18 protein-coding genes are annotated in these 18,280 nt (G+C 32.5%); all 18 read left to right on the top strand.

Annotation, left to right across the window (positions count from 1 at the left end; translation table 11 throughout):
• Nucleotides 1–46 precede the first annotated feature (46 nt).
• The 18 genes from LPB87_RS15110 to LPB87_RS15025 all read left to right on the top strand — a co-directional run bounded on the left by LPB87_RS15110 (nt 47) and on the right by LPB87_RS15025 (nt 18,280).
• Entirely contained in the window at nt 47–226 is a 180-nt protein-coding gene (locus LPB87_RS15110; protein ID WP_129540317.1) for a hypothetical protein, read from the top strand.
• A gap of 299 nt (nt 227–525) precedes the next feature.
• Nucleotides 526–1,701, top strand: a complete 1,176-nt coding sequence (locus tag LPB87_RS15105; protein WP_230728434.1) for a DUF2586 domain-containing protein — start codon at nt 526–528, stop codon at nt 1,699–1,701.
• Nucleotides 1,702–1,827: 126 nt separating this feature from the next.
• Nucleotides 1,828–2,253, top strand: coding sequence for a hypothetical protein (locus tag LPB87_RS15100; protein WP_035684757.1), 426 nt, complete (start codon nt 1,828–1,830; stop codon nt 2,251–2,253).
• A 421-nt stretch (nt 2,254–2,674) separates the two neighbouring features.
• Nucleotides 2,675–3,019 carry a hypothetical protein gene (locus tag LPB87_RS15095; RefSeq protein ID WP_129540319.1) on the top strand — a complete coding sequence of 115 codons (345 nt, stop codon included), beginning with the start codon at nt 2,675–2,677 and terminating at the stop codon, nt 3,017–3,019.
• A gap of 39 nt (nt 3,020–3,058) precedes the next feature.
• The gene (locus tag LPB87_RS15090; RefSeq protein ID WP_230728433.1) at nt 3,059–5,359 is read left to right on the top strand and encodes a nucleic acid/nucleotide deaminase domain-containing protein; all 2,301 of its coding nucleotides are present in this window, start codon (nt 3,059–3,061) and stop codon (nt 5,357–5,359) included.
• Nucleotides 5,359–5,880, top strand: coding sequence for a hypothetical protein (locus LPB87_RS15085; protein WP_230728432.1), 522 nt, complete (start codon nt 5,359–5,361; stop codon nt 5,878–5,880). Before LPB87_RS15090 ends, LPB87_RS15085 begins: the two co-directional genes overlap by 1 nt.
• Nucleotides 5,881–6,315: 435 nt before the next feature.
• Nucleotides 6,316–6,798, top strand: coding sequence for a M15 family metallopeptidase (locus LPB87_RS15080; protein ID WP_230728431.1), 483 nt, complete (start codon nt 6,316–6,318; stop codon nt 6,796–6,798).
• Nucleotides 6,799–6,801: 3 nt separating this feature from the next.
• Nucleotides 6,802–7,266 (top strand): hypothetical protein, encoded by a 465-nt coding sequence (locus LPB87_RS15075; protein WP_230728430.1) that lies wholly within the window; start codon nt 6,802–6,804, stop codon nt 7,264–7,266.
• Between the two features lie 4 nt (nt 7,267–7,270).
• Complete coding sequence (locus LPB87_RS15070; protein ID WP_230728429.1) at nt 7,271–7,603, top strand: hypothetical protein; 333 nt, start codon at nt 7,271–7,273, stop codon at nt 7,601–7,603.
• A 225-nt stretch (nt 7,604–7,828) separates the two neighbouring features.
• Complete coding sequence (locus LPB87_RS15065) at nt 7,829–8,116, top strand: hypothetical protein (RefSeq protein WP_129540325.1); 288 nt, start codon at nt 7,829–7,831, stop codon at nt 8,114–8,116.
• Entirely contained in the window at nt 8,103–8,405 is a 303-nt protein-coding gene (locus tag LPB87_RS15060) for a hypothetical protein (protein WP_230728428.1), read from the top strand. Before LPB87_RS15065 ends, LPB87_RS15060 begins: the two co-directional genes overlap by 14 nt.
• Nucleotides 8,406–8,607: 202 nt before the next feature.
• Nucleotides 8,608–9,711, top strand: a complete 1,104-nt coding sequence (locus tag LPB87_RS15055; RefSeq protein WP_230728427.1) for a hypothetical protein — start codon at nt 8,608–8,610, stop codon at nt 9,709–9,711.
• A gap of 18 nt (nt 9,712–9,729) precedes the next feature.
• Entirely contained in the window at nt 9,730–10,377 is a 648-nt protein-coding gene (locus tag LPB87_RS15050; protein WP_230728426.1) for a hypothetical protein, read from the top strand.
• A 26-nt stretch (nt 10,378–10,403) separates the two neighbouring features.
• Nucleotides 10,404–12,749: a fibronectin type III domain-containing protein gene (locus LPB87_RS15045; RefSeq protein WP_230728425.1), complete on the top strand. Its 2,346-nt coding sequence runs from the start codon at nt 10,404–10,406 to the stop codon at nt 12,747–12,749.
• A gap of 122 nt (nt 12,750–12,871) precedes the next feature.
• On the top strand, nt 12,872–13,342 hold the full coding sequence (locus tag LPB87_RS15040) for a phage holin family protein (protein WP_129540331.1): 471 nt from the start codon (nt 12,872–12,874) through the stop codon (nt 13,340–13,342).
• A 179-nt stretch (nt 13,343–13,521) separates the two neighbouring features.
• Complete coding sequence (locus LPB87_RS15035; protein ID WP_230728424.1) at nt 13,522–14,997, top strand: hypothetical protein; 1,476 nt, start codon at nt 13,522–13,524, stop codon at nt 14,995–14,997.
• A 223-nt stretch (nt 14,998–15,220) separates the two neighbouring features.
• Complete coding sequence (locus LPB87_RS15030) at nt 15,221–15,607, top strand: hypothetical protein (RefSeq protein ID WP_129540333.1); 387 nt, start codon at nt 15,221–15,223, stop codon at nt 15,605–15,607.
• A gap of 180 nt (nt 15,608–15,787) precedes the next feature.
• On the top strand, nt 15,788–18,280 hold the full coding sequence (locus LPB87_RS15025; RefSeq protein WP_230728423.1) for a hypothetical protein: 2,493 nt from the start codon (nt 15,788–15,790) through the stop codon (nt 18,278–18,280).

Here is an 18,280-nt window from a genome sequence, read left to right as displayed (position 1 = left end):
TCCCCACCAATCTTAACTAAACTGTACCCTATTTAAACCTAAAAGCATGAGAAGAAGCAAAACACTATTAGAAAAAAGAAGAGATTATGTTATCAGCTATCTAAATAGAAATCAAGCTAAACAGATGAAAGTTGTGGTTTCAGAACTTTCTGACACATTATTCCTGACTGAGCGCACAATTTATACTATTATAAATGAAGGTCTCTCTACAGCAACCAAAGCTTAAACCACTGAAACTACTGGTTTTGACAATCAAAATAATTGGAAAAAGCAACCTTGAGCCTTAAATTTGTACTCGATATCAAAAGCAAATTAATCTCTTTGCCAAGAGGAAAATCCAATTAAAAAAACCCGTTTTTACCAAACTGTCCAAAAGCACCAATTCTGCTTTTTGGATTCTAGTTTACAAATACCTTTTTACAGCATTAAATAATTAATAATAACAATTTTAGCAACTTGTTACAGCCCTTCTTTTGCTCTTTTTTGAGTGGAAACAAATTTTAAACAATTAAAACAATTTATATTATGAGTACATTAAACGATGTAGTGATTAACAAACTATCAGGCGGATTAGGAAGAAGAAATCCAGAACAGGATATGGTTTCAGGATTACTTTTTGATGAACCTTTAGAATTTTCAGATGAATTAAAATTAAAATTAGAATCAGACACAGTAAAGCGTTTAGCTTCGTTAGAAGATGCTGAAGCCATAGGAATTACAGCAAAATATGATGAAAAGGGTCAATCCATTTACTATCAGATTCAGCAATTTTTCAGAATGAATCCTTCTGGTGATTTGTACATTATGAAAACAGCAGCCACTTCTTATGAAGACATTGCCGCAAAAGCAATGGACATGCAGGAAAAAGCAAACGGAAACATTCGTCAATTAGCAATTATTTACTCTGGACCAACCACGTTTACACAAACTCAAGCCGCGGTTTTAGCGGCACAAAGCCAAGCTGATCTTGCTTATACTGACTATATGCCTTTTGAAGTCATTCTGGAAGGGAAAGGATTTACTGTTGACGCAACTTCTTTAGCTGGATCAGATGCAGAAAACGTATCTGTTGTAATTGCTATGGATGTAGAAAAAGCAAATAAATATAAAAACTCTGCTGCAGTTGGTTTAGTATTAGGCGCAATTTCTAAAGCAAAAGTATCTGAAAACATTGCCTGGATCGAAAAATTCAATCTTACTGGTGAAGGCTTTTCAAAAGCTGGTTTTATAGGAGGAAAAGAAATTAAGACTCTTGGAACTTTAAATGATTTAAACGAAAAAAGATTCATTTTTGCAAAAACACATACTGGCTTACCAGGTCTTTATTTTAATGACAGTCACACTTGTACTGCAGGTATATCTGACTTTGCTTATGTAGAAAACAACCGTACTATTAATAAAGCAACACGTTTATTGCGTACCGCTTTATTACCAAAATTAGCTTCTCCGGTTTTAGTAGATATTGACGGCAAATTGCCACAATCGGTTTCAAAAAACTTCGAAGGTTTATGCAGAAGTGCTTTAGAAGGAATGGTTGCAAATCAAGAAGTTTCTGATTTTGATGTGTATGTAGATCCTAAACAAAACATTTTAGCAACGTCTGAATTAAAAGTGAAAGCAGAAATTACTCCAATTGGAACTGCACGCAAAATTATCGTCGATTTAGGATTCAAAAATCCTTTCGGAATCGATAAAGCATAATTCTTTATCATTTAAAAACAATAAAATTCACAAATAATATTGCCTTAATTCAATTGTGATAAAACAAATGAAGAAAAGTAATAACCCGAACCTTATCGGAATTATCAAAAAAAAATCAAGATACATATGAATAAATTACCATTAATTAACGGACAACAACACAGCTGGTCATCAATTGAAGTAAGTATTGCAGGTAACATTGTTACTGGAATTACAGCTGTAAACTATAGCGACTCAGTATCTAAAGAAAACCATTACGGAGCTGGAGATATGCCAGTACACAGAGGTAGAGGAAAATATGAGGCGAAAGCTTCAATCACTTTATACAACTACGAAGTAGAAGCTATTTTAGCAGCTTTACCTAAAGGACAAAGATTACAAGATATTAACCCTTTTAGTATCATTGTAAGCTACCTCGACGATAGTAACGAAGTAATTACACATACGGTAAGAAACTGTGAGTTTAACTCAAACAGCAGAGGAATTAGCCAAGGAGATACAAAAATTGCAGTTTCTTTTGACTTAATCTGTTCTCATGTTGAGTGGAATTAATCACCTGGATAAATTCCTAAAATTATAATACCCTCTTCCCTATTTCTAAAACCGACTAAAAGGAGAAACCCAATATTAAATGCGTTACGCAAAAAAGAAGTTCAAAAGAAACATGATTTTTGTAAGCAAACTATTCTACTTGCTCTTTATTAGTCCGTTTTAGACAGGAAATCTTCCTCAAGAGGCTGCTTCGAGCTTATTTAACTTCAAAACAATAACTCAGGCGGCCTCTTTTTTTAAAATACAGTCATTACCTCTAATGACACTATAAAAAAGCATCTCCGCCCTTTATTATCATAAATATGGCTTTTATCATTCCTCTTGTTCTACTGTATTAATAACAACAGTTGTAAACAATCAAGAAATATCATTAAATCAGACATCAATTACCCAATCATAAAAACAAACAACCACTTTCTAAATGGAAAAAACAATCTCAAAAGCTGTCGATGTGCTTGACGGAAATATTACCCAAGCTCAATTAAACCAATGGAAATACAAGCATAAAAAAATAGTTAAACTCACCATTGCTGATGATGACGAAACGACTCTATTTGCTTATTTCAAAAAGCCAGATATCAGCATTCGTTCTGCTGTATTACAAGCCTCAAAAATGGACGAATTTAAAGCTCTCGAAGTATTATTCAAAAACTGCTATCTAGGTGGTGATGGAAAAATAGAACAAGAAGACGATTTACGCCTCAATATTACCACAGCATTTTCAGATCATATCCAACCAAAACCCGTTAAAGTAGAAATACTATAGCAACCACCTTTTTTGTCCTACCCATAAAATACTATCCTGATGATTATTAAAAACCATACTATAGAACTAAAAGACACCAGTGCTTCTGAAATGGCTCGGTTTAGGCAAATTATCCTGGGCATTTGGCGTCAGCAAATTGAGGATGATAAAAATTCTAATGAATGGGAAAAACTTCTTAAGGATCATTATGCGACAGCCAAAGAACTTGATGCTAAATATGCAAACAATTCTAAAAAACCAGACGAAATCACATTAAAAGGAGATCGCTATATACTAAATAATGAGGATCATTATCAATATACAAATGCAAGTGCTTTGGAGGAAGTAGTTGTAACGGCATCAATATCACCCTTAGTATCTATATTACTTTGGATTAAGAAAAATATCGGTAATAAAACGCAAAAATTGCAACTGGATTCTTTTCCTAAAAATGCTCCTCAAAATTTCAACGGAATTATTAAGGGATATAAAATTAGTTGTAATCGTCAATTGCTAGAAGCTATTGTTGATTTAAAAAACATTGAATTTAAAGTATCTTTTCCCGTAAAGACTTTCTTTCTTTTAAACATTTTCGATCTTAAAAAAAACCTCGCACTTAGATTTGAAACTGATAGTTATGAGGGACTAGAATATTTGGCTCAATTTATTGGCTATGATATAGAAACCTTTAAAGCAACAATTACCCAACAGTATAAAAAAGCAATTACCGAGGCAGGAAGCGACAAAGACAAATTAGATATTATCTATGAAGATATACCTGATTTTATTTTAGCATCTCTTAAAACAGACCAACAAATGTATGCTGATATCTGGACACTTTTAGATCAGAATGTTTCAGACATCGGAGGACGTAATGAAGATCAAGGTATTTTAAATATTTTGAAAACACTTCAAAAGAAAGATGCCAAAAAGCTATTCACAAAACTATACGAGCGTCCATTATGGGTTATGAGACTTTACGAAACATTCTCTGGAGAGCATAGGAGGTCTTTTGTTGCATTAATAATGGATTTATGCAGGTACAACAAAAATAAACCTGAAGCAAAGCAACAAATTTACCTTCCTAACGGGTATTGGCCTAGTAATCTTCAATTAACTGCCAATTGGAGCCAGAACAAAATTAAGTTTGAAAATACTACCACTATTTTAAACAATTTAGGGAAAAATTTAGCCTATCCAACAAGCGGTTTGTTTCCATCTGCTGTTAATGAGCACAAAAAAATATATGAGGGAGCTCCACTAAACCCAATGGATTTTATTACTGTAAAATCTATTATTGAAATAGATAACGATAAAAAAAGCACTACAGAAGTGGCTTCAAATCAAGTTGCTTTATTCATCAAATACAAAGTAGACGAACTATCACAAGAAGCATTTTGGGATGTAATTAACGTTGCCACAACATTAGCAGGAGGATATGGTGCGATAGAAGTTTTAACGACACAAGCAACTGGAAAACTATTAAAAACACTTGCAGTTATAGAGCTCACTAAAACAATTGCCGATTTAGTAATGTTGACGGATCGTGCAAAAAAAGCATTGAAAGAAGCAGGTTTAGGCATTCTCGTTGATAATTGGACAACAATTAGTATAAGCGCTGACTTAAGCTTTTTAAGTTTAAGCTTGTTAATCACTCTAGCCAAATACGGTCGAAAAGGTGCTAAAGTGCTTAATGACATAAATGAAACGGAGCATGCTACTCATTTAGAAAAACAAACTGAAAAAGCTTTTACCGAAATTGAAAAGCAAACGGGTGTTGATGTCTCTAAGATGAGTGAAAAGGAGTTTGAAAAGTTTTATAAAAAGATAGAGAAAAAAGAAAAAGGAAATCCAGAACAATATGGAGAATTTATAGATACTCCTGAAAATATTCCTGGGAAAAAATTGATTAATCAAACTAAATTTACAGAAACTCCCTTAGGAGAATCAAAAATGAGTAAATTAGCGATTGCGCATCGTAAATCTTTAAGCGTCCCAAAACACCGTGGAAATGTAGCAGTATTTGAGTTTATCGATAAAAATGGAGCCACACAATATAAGGCTATTTCTACAGAAATGGAAAGTACTAGACATGCGGAAATGTTAGGAATGAAATGGTTAAACGACAATAAAATACCTTTTGCAAAGGTAAAAAAAATATATTCAGAATTAGAGCCTTGCAGTTTGGGACAATCTAAATGCAAACAAGTTTTAGAAGAAAATTTTCCAAATATAGAGATTGAATATAGTTACAAATATAAAGGAACTGGTGGTGCTCAAGATACACCCGAAATAAAAGTATCTAGGGCAAATTCAAGAGAACAAAGAGCAAAAGACCTAAATAAATTAATCAAAGACTAATGAACTTAACAGAAATTCAAAAATATTTTTCAAGCAGTTTGGTACTATTTGAAAACAATGACATCATTAACCAATCATTATCAAAAGACACGGTAGATATTTTATACAAAATTGGCTTACCTAATCATAATACTTTTGGTGGAGACTATGAATTTTTCGGAAATGTCGAATTATTAGATGGAAAGTATTTAAAAATTGGTACAAAAAACACTTATATCAATGAACTATTTGGATTGTGCATTGACATTGAAACTCAACAAATAATTGGAAGAACACATTATCGAGAAGGAATAAGAACCTATACTATTAATAAAAATCTAAAAACTTATCTTGAATATATATATATATACACACGCTTTAGAAAGGAAGTAAAAATACCTCAAACGCTAGGAGAATATCATTTACATTATGAAAAATATGCGCAAGAATTAAAGAATAGATTAATGACAATAGATAAAGATGACGTTAATACAGATTTTTGGCATAGTTCTATTGAAGAAATGGAATCGGGAGTTATATAATTCAATTTTATAAGAAATATGCTTCAAGTTTGAATTATATAAATTCTTAAGAACCTGATAAAGATTAATTATACTTAAATCCTCGTTTTAATAAGAAACGGGGATTTTTTTATGCAATTATCTCAATTTAAACCTCCAAAATAAAATCAGAAAAAGTATAAAAATCACTACTGAAACTACTGATTTACAAGTTACTATTATTTTTTAAACAGGCTATTTCGGCGTATTTTTACAGTGTTCATAAAGACAGGTATTCCATCTCAAATAGAAACCAAAAAGAACCTTTTTTAAAATTTATTTACCTCTTTATTTAAACAGTAAATAAATTTAAAACACAAATAATCTTATCGAATATTAAAATTCCTAGTTGTCTTCAAACAATCAGAAAGGCTTTATATTTTCAAAATTTGAAATCTTTAATAAATAAATACAAATATGGATCAAACTACAAAAAATCGCATTGATTTACTACATCCCTCTGTTAGAGAAGAAGTTACCAAAATCATCGAAGAATGTGACTTGGCACTAACCGGAAAAGCAAAAGTACGCATTACACAAGGTCTTAGATCATTTCAGGAACAGGAAGATCTTTATGCTTTCGGCAGAACTAAACCTGGAAAAAAAGTAACGAATGCCAAAGGTGGCCAATCTATCCACAATTATGGATTTGCAGTAGATATCTGTCTGATTATCGATGGTAAAACGGCTTCTTGGGATACAGCGAAAGACTGGGATGGTGACCAAATTTCGGATTGGCAGGAATGTGTCCAAATTTTCAAGAAATACAACTGGAATTGGGGTGGTGATTGGAAAACTTTTAAAGACCTTCCGCATTTTGATAAAAAAGGCTATAGCGACTGGAAAGTGCTCAGCAAACTAAAACGTGACAAAAAAAACTATGTAATCTTATACAAGTAAACAATGAAACAATTAAAACACCTAACGCTTCTAATTGCTCTTTTTTTTGCAATTACCTCCTGTACTTCTACCAAAACTGCCCTATTCGACCACTATTCATATCAAAAAACGACAGAGCTAAAAGTTGAAACTTCTAAACTAATGAATAAAGCTATTACATCTTATAGTACTCATAAAGAAAAAGTTGAATCTTTAATGCTCAACATCGAAAAATTATCTGAATATGAAAAGAATAAGCCCAATAACGAAATCACTTTTGCCATGTGGAAACTTCTAACCAATAAAGAAAAAAACCTTTTAGCTGGCTTCTTCAAACGTTGGGAAACAAAAGGAATTGTATCTAAGGCTTTTCTAGAAGAATCTAAAAAACAAGTTTTAGATGCTTTGGATTTACTTATTCAATATGAAATTAAAAAAGACAGAGAATCAAAGGATGCGCTTTTAGACTTAATCAACGGAAACAACTAAAATTATGGACCATAATAAACTAATAGAAGAGTTAAAAAGTAAATCAAAAACAATTATAATCAACAGTTATAAAAGCAATAAATCTGAATTAGAGAAAGACCTAAACACATTTTTAGAAACATCTAAAGAAAAACTGGAACGCTGGATGATTCTTTTTTCTACTGGAGATTTAACTGAAGAAGAATTAGAATGGTTATTAAAAAGTCAGTTAGATTTAATGACATTACAAGCACTTCAAACTACCGGAATATCAAAAATAAAACTGAATGCTATTAAAAATAATATCATTAAAACAATTTTTAAAGTAATTATTGATATGATTATCCCAAGCATTTAGCAATCTTATCATTAACTCTCAAATATCCAATTCAACCAATTAATTACAAGCACTTTATAACATAAATTAACCTACTGAAACTACTGATTAGTACCCTGTAAAATCTTGGTTAAGGACAAAGCATAGCGTATTTTTACAGTGTCAAATAAAACAGCCTCCTTTCGATATGATGCGCAAATTCAAAAGGAAAAAATTAATTAACAAAACAACAAATAATAACAACATATGAAGGATTTTATCATAGATGAAGACTTATTAATTACAAATGGAGATTTTGCCATTAAAGAGGCAGATCAGCAAAACATAGAACATCTATTATTAAGTCAAAAAGGAAGTTATAAAGAGTTCCCTATTCTTGGAGTAGGAATAAAAAAATACATCAACAGCCCAGACGCAACCTCCAGGCTAAGACTAGAAAACGAAATAGACAAACAATTATCGTATGACAACTTTTATGTAAAAAAACTAGATGTCAATGATTTACAAAACATTAAAATCGATGGAAACTATTAAACCACAAGAAAACCAAAACATTTTTGACATCTCTTTGCAAGAATACGGAAGTATAGAAAAAGTATTCGATCTTTTAGAAGACAATGATCAATTTAATATTACAGAAGATATTTCTGTTTACAAAGATTTAAAAATAGGAAGAGAAGCTTTTAAAAAAGACATTGTTGAGTATTACAATTCCAGAAACTTAAAGCCTGCAACTTCTATTACAGACGAAGAGCAGTATTTACTGAATGATTACTCCGGAATTGATTATATGATTATTGAAGATGATTTTATAATTTATTAATACATAGCCTTCATTGTCATTAACTAAAACCTTGATTCAAAATATCATGAAAATATGGCAATTACACCTTAAAATTTCTGTTTTTAGAAATTTTTAAAAACTAAGCTACATTACCGTAGCATCCACAAAAAAAAACATAAATAACTATCTATAAGCATATTACATATGTCTTACAGGCTAAACTATATTAAAAAATTAAAATATGGCACGTACAATTGCTGAAATACAGAATGAGATTCTGATTGAAAAAGGGAAACAGCCCTCCCTGAATGGCTTAACAGATTCCAAGACTGCGATTTGGAAACTTTGGACTAACATAGTCGCTACTGCGATTTGGGTACACGAAAAAATAGTCGAAAAAAATGCCCTGATATCAAGGCCTCACACACTAAACTGGTATCGTGAACAGGCATTAAATTTTCATTACGGAAAGCCTTTAGGCCAAGATTCGAGTAACGGAATGCCTTTGGATCCCGATTCGAGTAACAGAATGGCACTGATATGGAAAGATGGTTCGTATCAATTTGACACCACAGATCTTTCGGAAACGGAAATTGAAAATGCTAAAATCATAAAGCATTGCGCTGTAAGTGAAATCGACCTAGGAACAGTTCTTGAACCAAATAAAAAAATAGAAGAAATTTTTTCTGATTATTTCCATAATAAGGTCGGGGTTGTTTTTATAAAAGTAGCCACTGTAAAAGAGGGCAAAATTTCGAGAATTGATGTGCCTAATGAACTTTTTGCCCTTAAAGAATATATCGCCAAGATAAAAGATGCTGGAAATCAAGTTCACATTACATCTGATCAAGGAGATAGACTAAAATTAAGCTTAAATGTTTATATCGACCCATTGAGCATTTTTATTAATCCAAAAGACATTGAATACTATCAGTTAAAAAGTTTAAGCAGGGCTTTAGAAGCAGATGAACAAGCCAAATTAACGAAATACGAAGAAGATTTATTAAAAAAGCCATTAGATCCAAGAAATGGTTCTTTAATCTTAGATGAAAAGACATTTCCAGTACTAGATGCCATCGAAGATCACTTAAAAAATATCGAGTTTAATGGTGCTTTCGTAAAAACATTTTTGGTTGATGCTATTCAGAAAGCACCAGGAATTAAAATTCCAATATTGACTAAAACCGAAACAGCCTGGGCAACAAATCCTAGTGATAAACCAGAAGATCTTACAGATGTAACCAAAATTGAATATTTTATTCCTAACGCGGGTTATTTTGATATGGATACGCTTCAAGTTGAGGTAAACTACATTCCGTACACATTTTACCGAGATAAACAATAGTCTAAATATATATATACAATGAATAAATACACCGTTTTAAAGTGGGAAAAACTATTACTATGGCTTATTCCACCTATTCTAAGAAAAAAAACTCATGTCGATTGGCTTAATCTTTTACTGACTCCTCTTCATACTCTTTATGGAGAGATTCTTTATAAAATGCAACATACAGGTCAGGTTATTTATCTGGAAAAAGTACTGAACGACGCCTATAATCCAACTAAAAATTACAATCCTAATTTAAGCACTGAGCAAAAACGATCAGATGAATTAATTTATATAGACGAATCAGTCAAACCTACTTTAGAATATGTATATCTACACAAAGAGTATTACGAGCCAGATGGAACATTACTGGTTCCACAGTTAAAAGTATATAAACACGATGAATATAATAAAAACAGAAACAATAAACCTGTTTATCTCGCTCATCGTAAAGATTATACTCAAATAAATTATGCCAATTTTAGAGTATTTATCCCAGAAAGTTTGATAGCAAACGGTACCATAATTATTCAACCAAATAATGACAAATTACAACAAACAGAGGCGATTATAGTAGCAAACATCGATTTTCAAAATCTACTTAATTTTTATAAACTGGCTGGTAAAAGTTATGAACTTTATTCGTATCACCAGAAGATTAAACTAAAAGAAGAAATATAAAACAACAGACATTTAAATAAATAAAAATGAAACAAATAAATTTTAGTCATCCAGGAGGATTTCCTCTCGAGCAAGAAACTTTAGAAAGACTTCAAACCGCCTACAGAACGGAGTTATTAGGAGCTTTGAAAAGTCATTTAGGCATCAATCCCGAAAATGATTATATAGTAGCTCCTGCAACAAGCAAAAAAAAAGGATGGGCAATTATTCGTCAGGAGGGAGAAGGAATTTTATATCCTATTCAAATAGGCACTCCAACTAATTTTTTAAAAACTACCAGAACAGGCACAAATTTAACATACGGAACCGGAAAATCCCAAACCGCGTATTTTGATTATGAAGCACAGTACATCACTCCGGAAGATTACGCAAATCGTCAAGCATCTCCAATCACTGATGCATTGGCTGTACATTATTATGATTTGAAAAATCCTGTTTTTATAGTCATTAAAGATATTAAGACAATTGAAGGGATTCTTGATTCAATTGAGGCAAAAATTAAAGCAATACAAGCAAATATTGGTACAATTGACGCAGAGATTAATTCAATCAAACAATCTTATCTCCCTCTTGACGGCTCAAAGGCCATGAAAGGTGATTTGAATTTAGACATTTATCAATTATCAAAATTAGATATAAAAGAAAGTACTACAGCCAAAGTAAGGGTAACCGATTTTAGATTGGGATCCGCTTTAGGCAGAGCATTGGTAGATGGTAGGAATCAATCTTCTAAAAGTCTTTCTCTAAATTATCAATCCGATTGGGAAAATACAAATATTGGCGGAAAAGTATTTTTAAATAATATTAATACATCTAATACTGGTTCTTTACTAGTAATAGACAATGCAAATCAGGTAACTAAAAGTAATACACTAATCGATTCTTTATTAAATCGTATTACAGCCTTAGAAAACAAACCTACAACAGCTGTACCCATTGGAATGATAGCTATTTGGGGAAAATCAGCTCCATTTCCAAAAGGCTGGGAAGAATATGTACCGTTGAGAGGAAGAATGCCAATAGGTTTGGATATAAATGATCAAGCATTTAATACACTATTAGGAATTGGTGGTAACAAAGAAAAAATATTGCAGAAAGAAAATATTCCTGCACTTGATGTAACGTTACCAACTTCTTCAAATGATAACAGCGGGGGTAATGCTTCATATGTTAATGCTACCGATGTAGATTACGCGTTTGATAAAAAATATTTAGATGTGGTAAATAAAGGTAATGTTATTAAAGCTATAAATATTCTTAATCCCTACAGAGTAGTACATTTCATAGAATATACGGGAAACATTACTGAGCCTGCTGATTCAATAGCACCAACAGGTTTAAAAGTCACAAATATTGGTACTACATCTGTAACTTTAAGCTGGAACGCATCTACCGATAATGTAGGTATTACTAATTATCTTGTTTATAAAGACAATGGTAATACCCCTTTAGCTGAATTAGGAAAAGACGTTCTAACTTATAATGTTTCTGGATTAACTGCTAGTACTGCTTATGATTTTTACGTCATAGCAAAAGATGCGGCTGGAAATTTATCCAAATCTAGTAATATTGTAAACGCAATTACAAAGGCAACAGATGAAATCCCACCAACATCACCAAAAAACATAAGAAGCTTCTTAAAAACCAATGATCAAATAACAATTGAATGGGATCCTTCAACAGATAATGTAGGTATAGCCGAATATCAGGTATGGAGGAAAATCCCTGATGAAGATTATAGATTATCGGCTAGAACTCTTGAAACCAATGCTACTTTCTATGGCGAACCTTATAAAACGTACTATTTTAAAGTAAGAGCTGTAGATGCTGCAGGAAATCTCTCTGATTTTACCAACGAGATTAGTGAAGCTACAATGCCTGTAGCCTGTTTCGATGTAGAATCCTTAGTAACAATGGCATCAGGTGAATCAAAAAAATTAAGGGATATTATAGTTGGAGATAAACTTCAAGGACTTACTTTCCCGAACGAGATCGATGAAGCTGAAGGAGACTATATGTTATGGAGTGGAAAGCTAAATGAAGGCACCAAAGCTGAGGTAACTGTAGTAAACAAAAAAACAAGTATTCAGCCCAATTACTACGAAATTAAAACGGCAGATGCAACGATTAAAGTTACTGGAGAACATCCTCTATTAATTAGTGAAGATCGTGAGAATGTACAATATGTATGTACAAAAAATATAACTCAAAATATGTTTTTGGTTGATAAAACTGGAGAAACAAAACCTATTGAATCGATCCTATTTAAAGAAGAGCCGTTGGAAGTGGCACTATTAGATGTTGAAAATGTAGACAATTATGTTATATCAGGAATTGTTGTTCACAACAGTAAACCTGTGGATCCAATATAAAATTATTTAACAATCTTTTGGGGGCATAGTACCCCAAAAGATTTACAAACTTACTAAGATTCGTAGATTTTGATCATACCAAAAAATCCATTGTATAAAGTCAATACATATAAAAAAGCACGATGATGCATAAATTTTCAGAATATTCAAACGAAATAAAATTATTGCTTTATGGAATTTTTATTTACTTAGAAATGGATGTAGAAATTGTTAAAGTGCTGTTTTACCTCATGGTTATGGATACTTTTTTAGGCATAATCAAAACCATAGTATTAAATAACACATTTAGCTTTAAAAAATTAGCCCTAGGATTTGTTTCCAAATTAGCGGTATTGTTGATTCCAACGGCTTTAGCATTAATGAGTAAAGGACTTAACTACAACTTTAAATGGTTTGTTACTATAGTAATGAACTTACTTATCGTAAGTGATGGTATTTCGATAATCAGCAATATTATTGCTATAAAGACAAAAAAAGAAGTAGAAAATTTCGACGCAATGACCTTGATTTTGAAATCAATACGAAATCGTTTAATACAACTATTTAAAAAAATTTTGTTCACCATCGATCCAAAATATCACATAGAGAAATAAACTTCATCAATACTAAACTATCTACAATAAAAAAAATCCCATAAGACCTCATAAATAGAGAAGTTTCATAATTAAAAAAGCGACATTATTGGCGATCCTTTTGAAGCTTCCATCCCTAAAATTGAGCTCTTTTCAGTCATTCCCCTTATCAAATAATTCATTTAATAAAAGATATAAAAATGGCAACAAATATAAATACAATTTTAAACTGGTTCAAAACAGGTTTCAAACCCACTCAAGCGCAATTTTGGGCTACCTGGGCTTCGTTTTGGCATAAAGACGAACAAATTCCACAGAATAACATTTCTGGTCTTGAGATCGCCTTAAATGACAAAACAGATAAAACGCAATTTGACGATCATTTGAGTAATAAAAAAGCACATGCCAATTTGTTTGATAAAAAAGCAAATAGCATACATACACATGAAATTGTTGATATTAAAGACTTAGAAAAGACTCTAGATGAAAAGGCTTTAATCAAACATAAACATGAGATTGGGGATATTCAAGGTTTAAGAAGTGCTTTAAATGAAAAAGCTTTAATCACGCATACACATGATATTTTGGATATTAAGGAATTAGAAACTACTCTGAATGGAAAAGCCTTGCTCTCACATAAACATGAAATTGTTGATATTCGAGGTTTAGAAAGTACACTAGATGAAAAGGCTTTAATCACGCATACACATCAGACAACTGACATTGAAGGTTTAAAAGACCAATTGAACACTAAACTAACAGCAACTTTAGCAACAGATGCCGAAACACAAATTGATACAAATGCATCTGAAGATAAAAAAGTAATAAGCCGATTAAAACTTTTTAATTGGTGGGAATGGATAAAAAAACAACCATTAACACTAAGTAATAAATTGGCTCTTGCTACTGGAAATACGACAACTCCAGCCTTAATTATCCCAAATGGAGTGTTAACAACAACCCCTCAAAACGGAGCGATAGAAAGAGACTCTGCGGGAAATTTATATCATGTAGCAGGATCTTCAAGATACAGATTACTGGATAATAGAGATTATAATAATTTTTTAATAGCAACTTGGAGATCTACAACCTCACAATCTGCATTTATGAATAGTTCTAAAAATGTGAATTTCACACTTACTAAGGAAGCTCCAATTTCTTCAAATGCACTGGGGAGCACAGAAAGAGGCACGTATTTATTTAAAACAACAGATGAATATCTGATTAAAAACGGAAGCCATGATACTGGAAAAATACCGCCAAAGGAAATACTTTTTGAAGTGTATTTAAAAGGGAATAACTGTACATTTTCAGGAAATCAATATGTAAGATTATATTCTATTTTACGAACAGATATAAATACATATATAAGTAGAAATAGTTATGAAATACCTTTAAGTACAGGGCTAAGCTTAAGTGGCGGTACCTGGTATTCGACCTTAAATTTTTCAGAAAAAAGTTATGATAATTTAGGAAATGTTTCATCTGATGCATATCGATCATATGGTTTAAGATCACTCGATAGTACAAAGAACAATTTGAAATTCTCTGACGCATCACTATCTCTTGAATATCGTGTCTCTCTAATCTTTTCTGATGCGACAAATAGCAATGAACTAAATTCAGGAGCTAAATCATCAAATACGAATGTATCAACGATGTTTTTAAAGCTCTAAACTAAAAAAATTAACCCTAATTTCAAAAATAAAAACATTGAAAACCAATAAACTTCTATTTATTAACATAAATATACTTGTTAAATAAAAAACTCATTAAACTAAATAGAAAAAAATTCAAGATTGATAGAGAATCCTATTTGAAATTTCCTTTACTAGAGTTGACTACATTTTTCATTTATACCCCCTTATCAAATAAATTACTTAATAAAAGACACAAAATATGGCAACAAACATAAATACAATTTTAAATTGGTTCAAAACGGGCTTAAAACCCACTCAAGCACAATTTTGGGCCACCTGGGCTTCGTTTTGGCACAAAGACGAACAAATACCGCAAAGCAGTATAAACAATCTTACAAACGTCTTAAATGCTAAAACGGAAAATGACCAATTTAACGCACATAAAACTGATACCAATGCTCACGCAAATATAATTTTAAAAGCTAGGATAATTCCAGTTGCAGGATTACTGGTTTTTAAAGTCGCACCAAACCATAATGAAGACAAAAAAGAGCAGGGCGACTATTGCATGGGAATTGTTGAAGGTCGTTTTATCAATGGCAATTGGAATGGCGGTGACGATCAGTTGAAATCTTCCTACTATTAACACTAATTAACTAATTATATGAAACTAAAAAAAACAAGTTCTCAGCCGCAGTGTTACAATCACTGATTCCTGTAATTCCAACTTAAAAGCAGTTATCAGTTAAATGAAGGTCCATTTACGATTGAAAAAATTACAACAACATCAAAACCTGAAATAATTTTTAAAGACAATAAATAATTTATGAAAAAATTACTCTTATTTTTAGTCCTGATCATTACAATTAATGTATCGGCACAATCAACAACCTGGTTTAGCAAACCATTAGAATTAGAAACAGTACCAGCGAGTACTTCAAAGTCAGACAGTGTTTTAGTACGTGGAACTGATAAAATTGTTAAATATCTTCCTATATCAAAAATCAAGTCAATTACTAATCTCGACTATTTGGCTACTCCAACTGGAGGTACAGTATTCTCAAGTTCTGGTAATGATGCAAGCGTGCCACTGGCAACTACTGTAAATGCTGGTTTACAATCTCCAGTTGATAAATCTAAAATAAATGGATTGGATGTGGCACTAGCCATTAAAGTCGATAAGGTAGCAGGCAAAGGACTTTCAACCGAAGATTATACAACTGTAGAAAAAAACAAACTTGCTGGGGTTCAAAATGGAGCTACAGCCAATAGTACAGATGCTCAATTACGCGATAGATCAACTCATACTGGTACACAAGCGATATCCACTGTTATTAGCTTACAAGCTGCCCTTGATGCAAAAATCAATCTTTCGATGGTCGGAGCAAACAATGGAGTTGCTCCTTTAGATGCTGGCGGGAAAATTCCTTTTGCCTATCTACCTGCATCACTTATGATTTACAAAGGTATGTGGAATCCAGCAACTAATACTCCTAACTTATCAGATGGTACCGGAGTAGCTGGATGGGTATATAAGGTAAATGTAGGTGGGACTATCAACTTAGGTTCAGGTAACATTACTCTAGTTGCAAGTGATTTCGTTATACATAATGGAACTAAATGGGAAGTATCTAAAGCAACTGATGCTGTTGTAAGTGTGAATGGGCAACAAGGTATTGTTACACTAAATAAAAATGATGTAGGATTAGGAAATGTAGATAATACTGCTGATTTAAGCAAGCCGATATCTACAGCAACGCAAACGGCTTTAAACTTAAAAGCTAATTTAGCTGGTGGGAACACGTTTACGGGCAATAATAGTTTTCATTTAGGCACTGTGTCAGTGGCAGAGCCTACGCTTTCTCACAATCCAACTACTAGAAACTATGTAGATTCTAATTTTCAGTTAAAAATATCAAATCCTATAACTGGAACTGGTACTACTAAATACTTCCCTGTTTTTAACGGTGCAAGCACTGTAATGAGTAGTTCTATGTTTGAAGAATCAAACAGAGTAGCCATAAGTGCAAAGCCTCTACTGGTTACTGCTGGTTATGGAATTGGCTTCCAGCTTGAAGACGGTTTTAAAATTACTAGGGAAATAGGGCACACTGCTTTTTCATACAACAATATTCCAGTAGTTAGACTCCATGATTATGGTTTTAATTTTCCTAATCTAGTAGGAAGCAGTAGGCAAGTAGCAGTAATAGAGCCAAGTGGTAAAATGTCTTCTAGTGCGTTATATGTTTCAGTAAGCACTGGGTTAATAAAGAACAGAATTGTAAAAACAAATTCAGAAACAGATAAAACAATATCTGTATCTCAAATATACGACGACGGTTTAAAAGTAGGGATAGGCACAGATGCACCCAATGCTAGGTTAGACATAAATGACACTAACGGAGGTACTTTTTTCGATGGTAGCAATGCTAATTATAATAGGTGGAAGTCTTACGGCGCTTCTGGAGCAGTAGGGAAACCGTTACTTATATCTGCTCAGTCGTCTGGGACAACTCCAGATATACACATTAAGGATTCTGGGGAGGTATCTATAGGTAGCACGCTAGCTACTGGTAAATTAAACGTTTTCACGGGGCTTAGTGGAAATTCTTTTGATTTAGCCAATCAGCAAAGCGGTGGGTTTTCATTTTCAAATGCGGCTTCGTCAACTTCAGCGCCTACAATGTCCGCTAAAACAGACACAAACGGGGGGTTATTTTTGATTAGCGGAACTCCAAACACTAACAACACCGCTGATATAAATTTTGGAGTGAGAAGAAGTGATAACACTGATTTTACAAACCTTACAAATACGGCTTTTAGATTCAATAGATTCAATACTGTTTTAGTAGATATTTTAAGAAACGGCGATGCTACATTTACAGGGTCTATAAAAGCTAAACCAGCAACACTGCCTACTGAATTAGTCACGTTGGGACAAGTTAGTGGTTATGTACCAGCATCTGGGACTTACACGCCTGTAACTTCTGCCCTAACTAATATAAGTTCTCAAACTATGAATGTTTCGACTTATACAAAGATAGGAAATATAGTAAATGTTAGTGTAGGAATGTTGCTTACACCTACTACTACAAATACTAATACCTCATTAGAAATTTCGCTACCTATAAACCGAATAACATTAACCTCGGCATTTATAGGATCAGGAGCGCTTAAATCTTTTAGTACTCCTAATTCATTAATGCCTGTAACTGTACAAACTTCGGGAACTGATAAAGTATTAATATATTTCGTATCACCTGCAACAGGCTCTTTAAATACTACAGGAGCTATTAACTTTCAATATTCAATTAATTAA

The sequence above is a fragment of the Flavobacterium sp. EDS genome, assembly GCF_020991525.1.
In the GTDB taxonomy this organism is placed as follows: domain Bacteria; phylum Bacteroidota; class Bacteroidia; order Flavobacteriales; family Flavobacteriaceae; genus Flavobacterium.
Note: the sequence above shows the minus strand (reverse complement) of the source record. Positions and strands in the feature narration are given on the sequence as shown.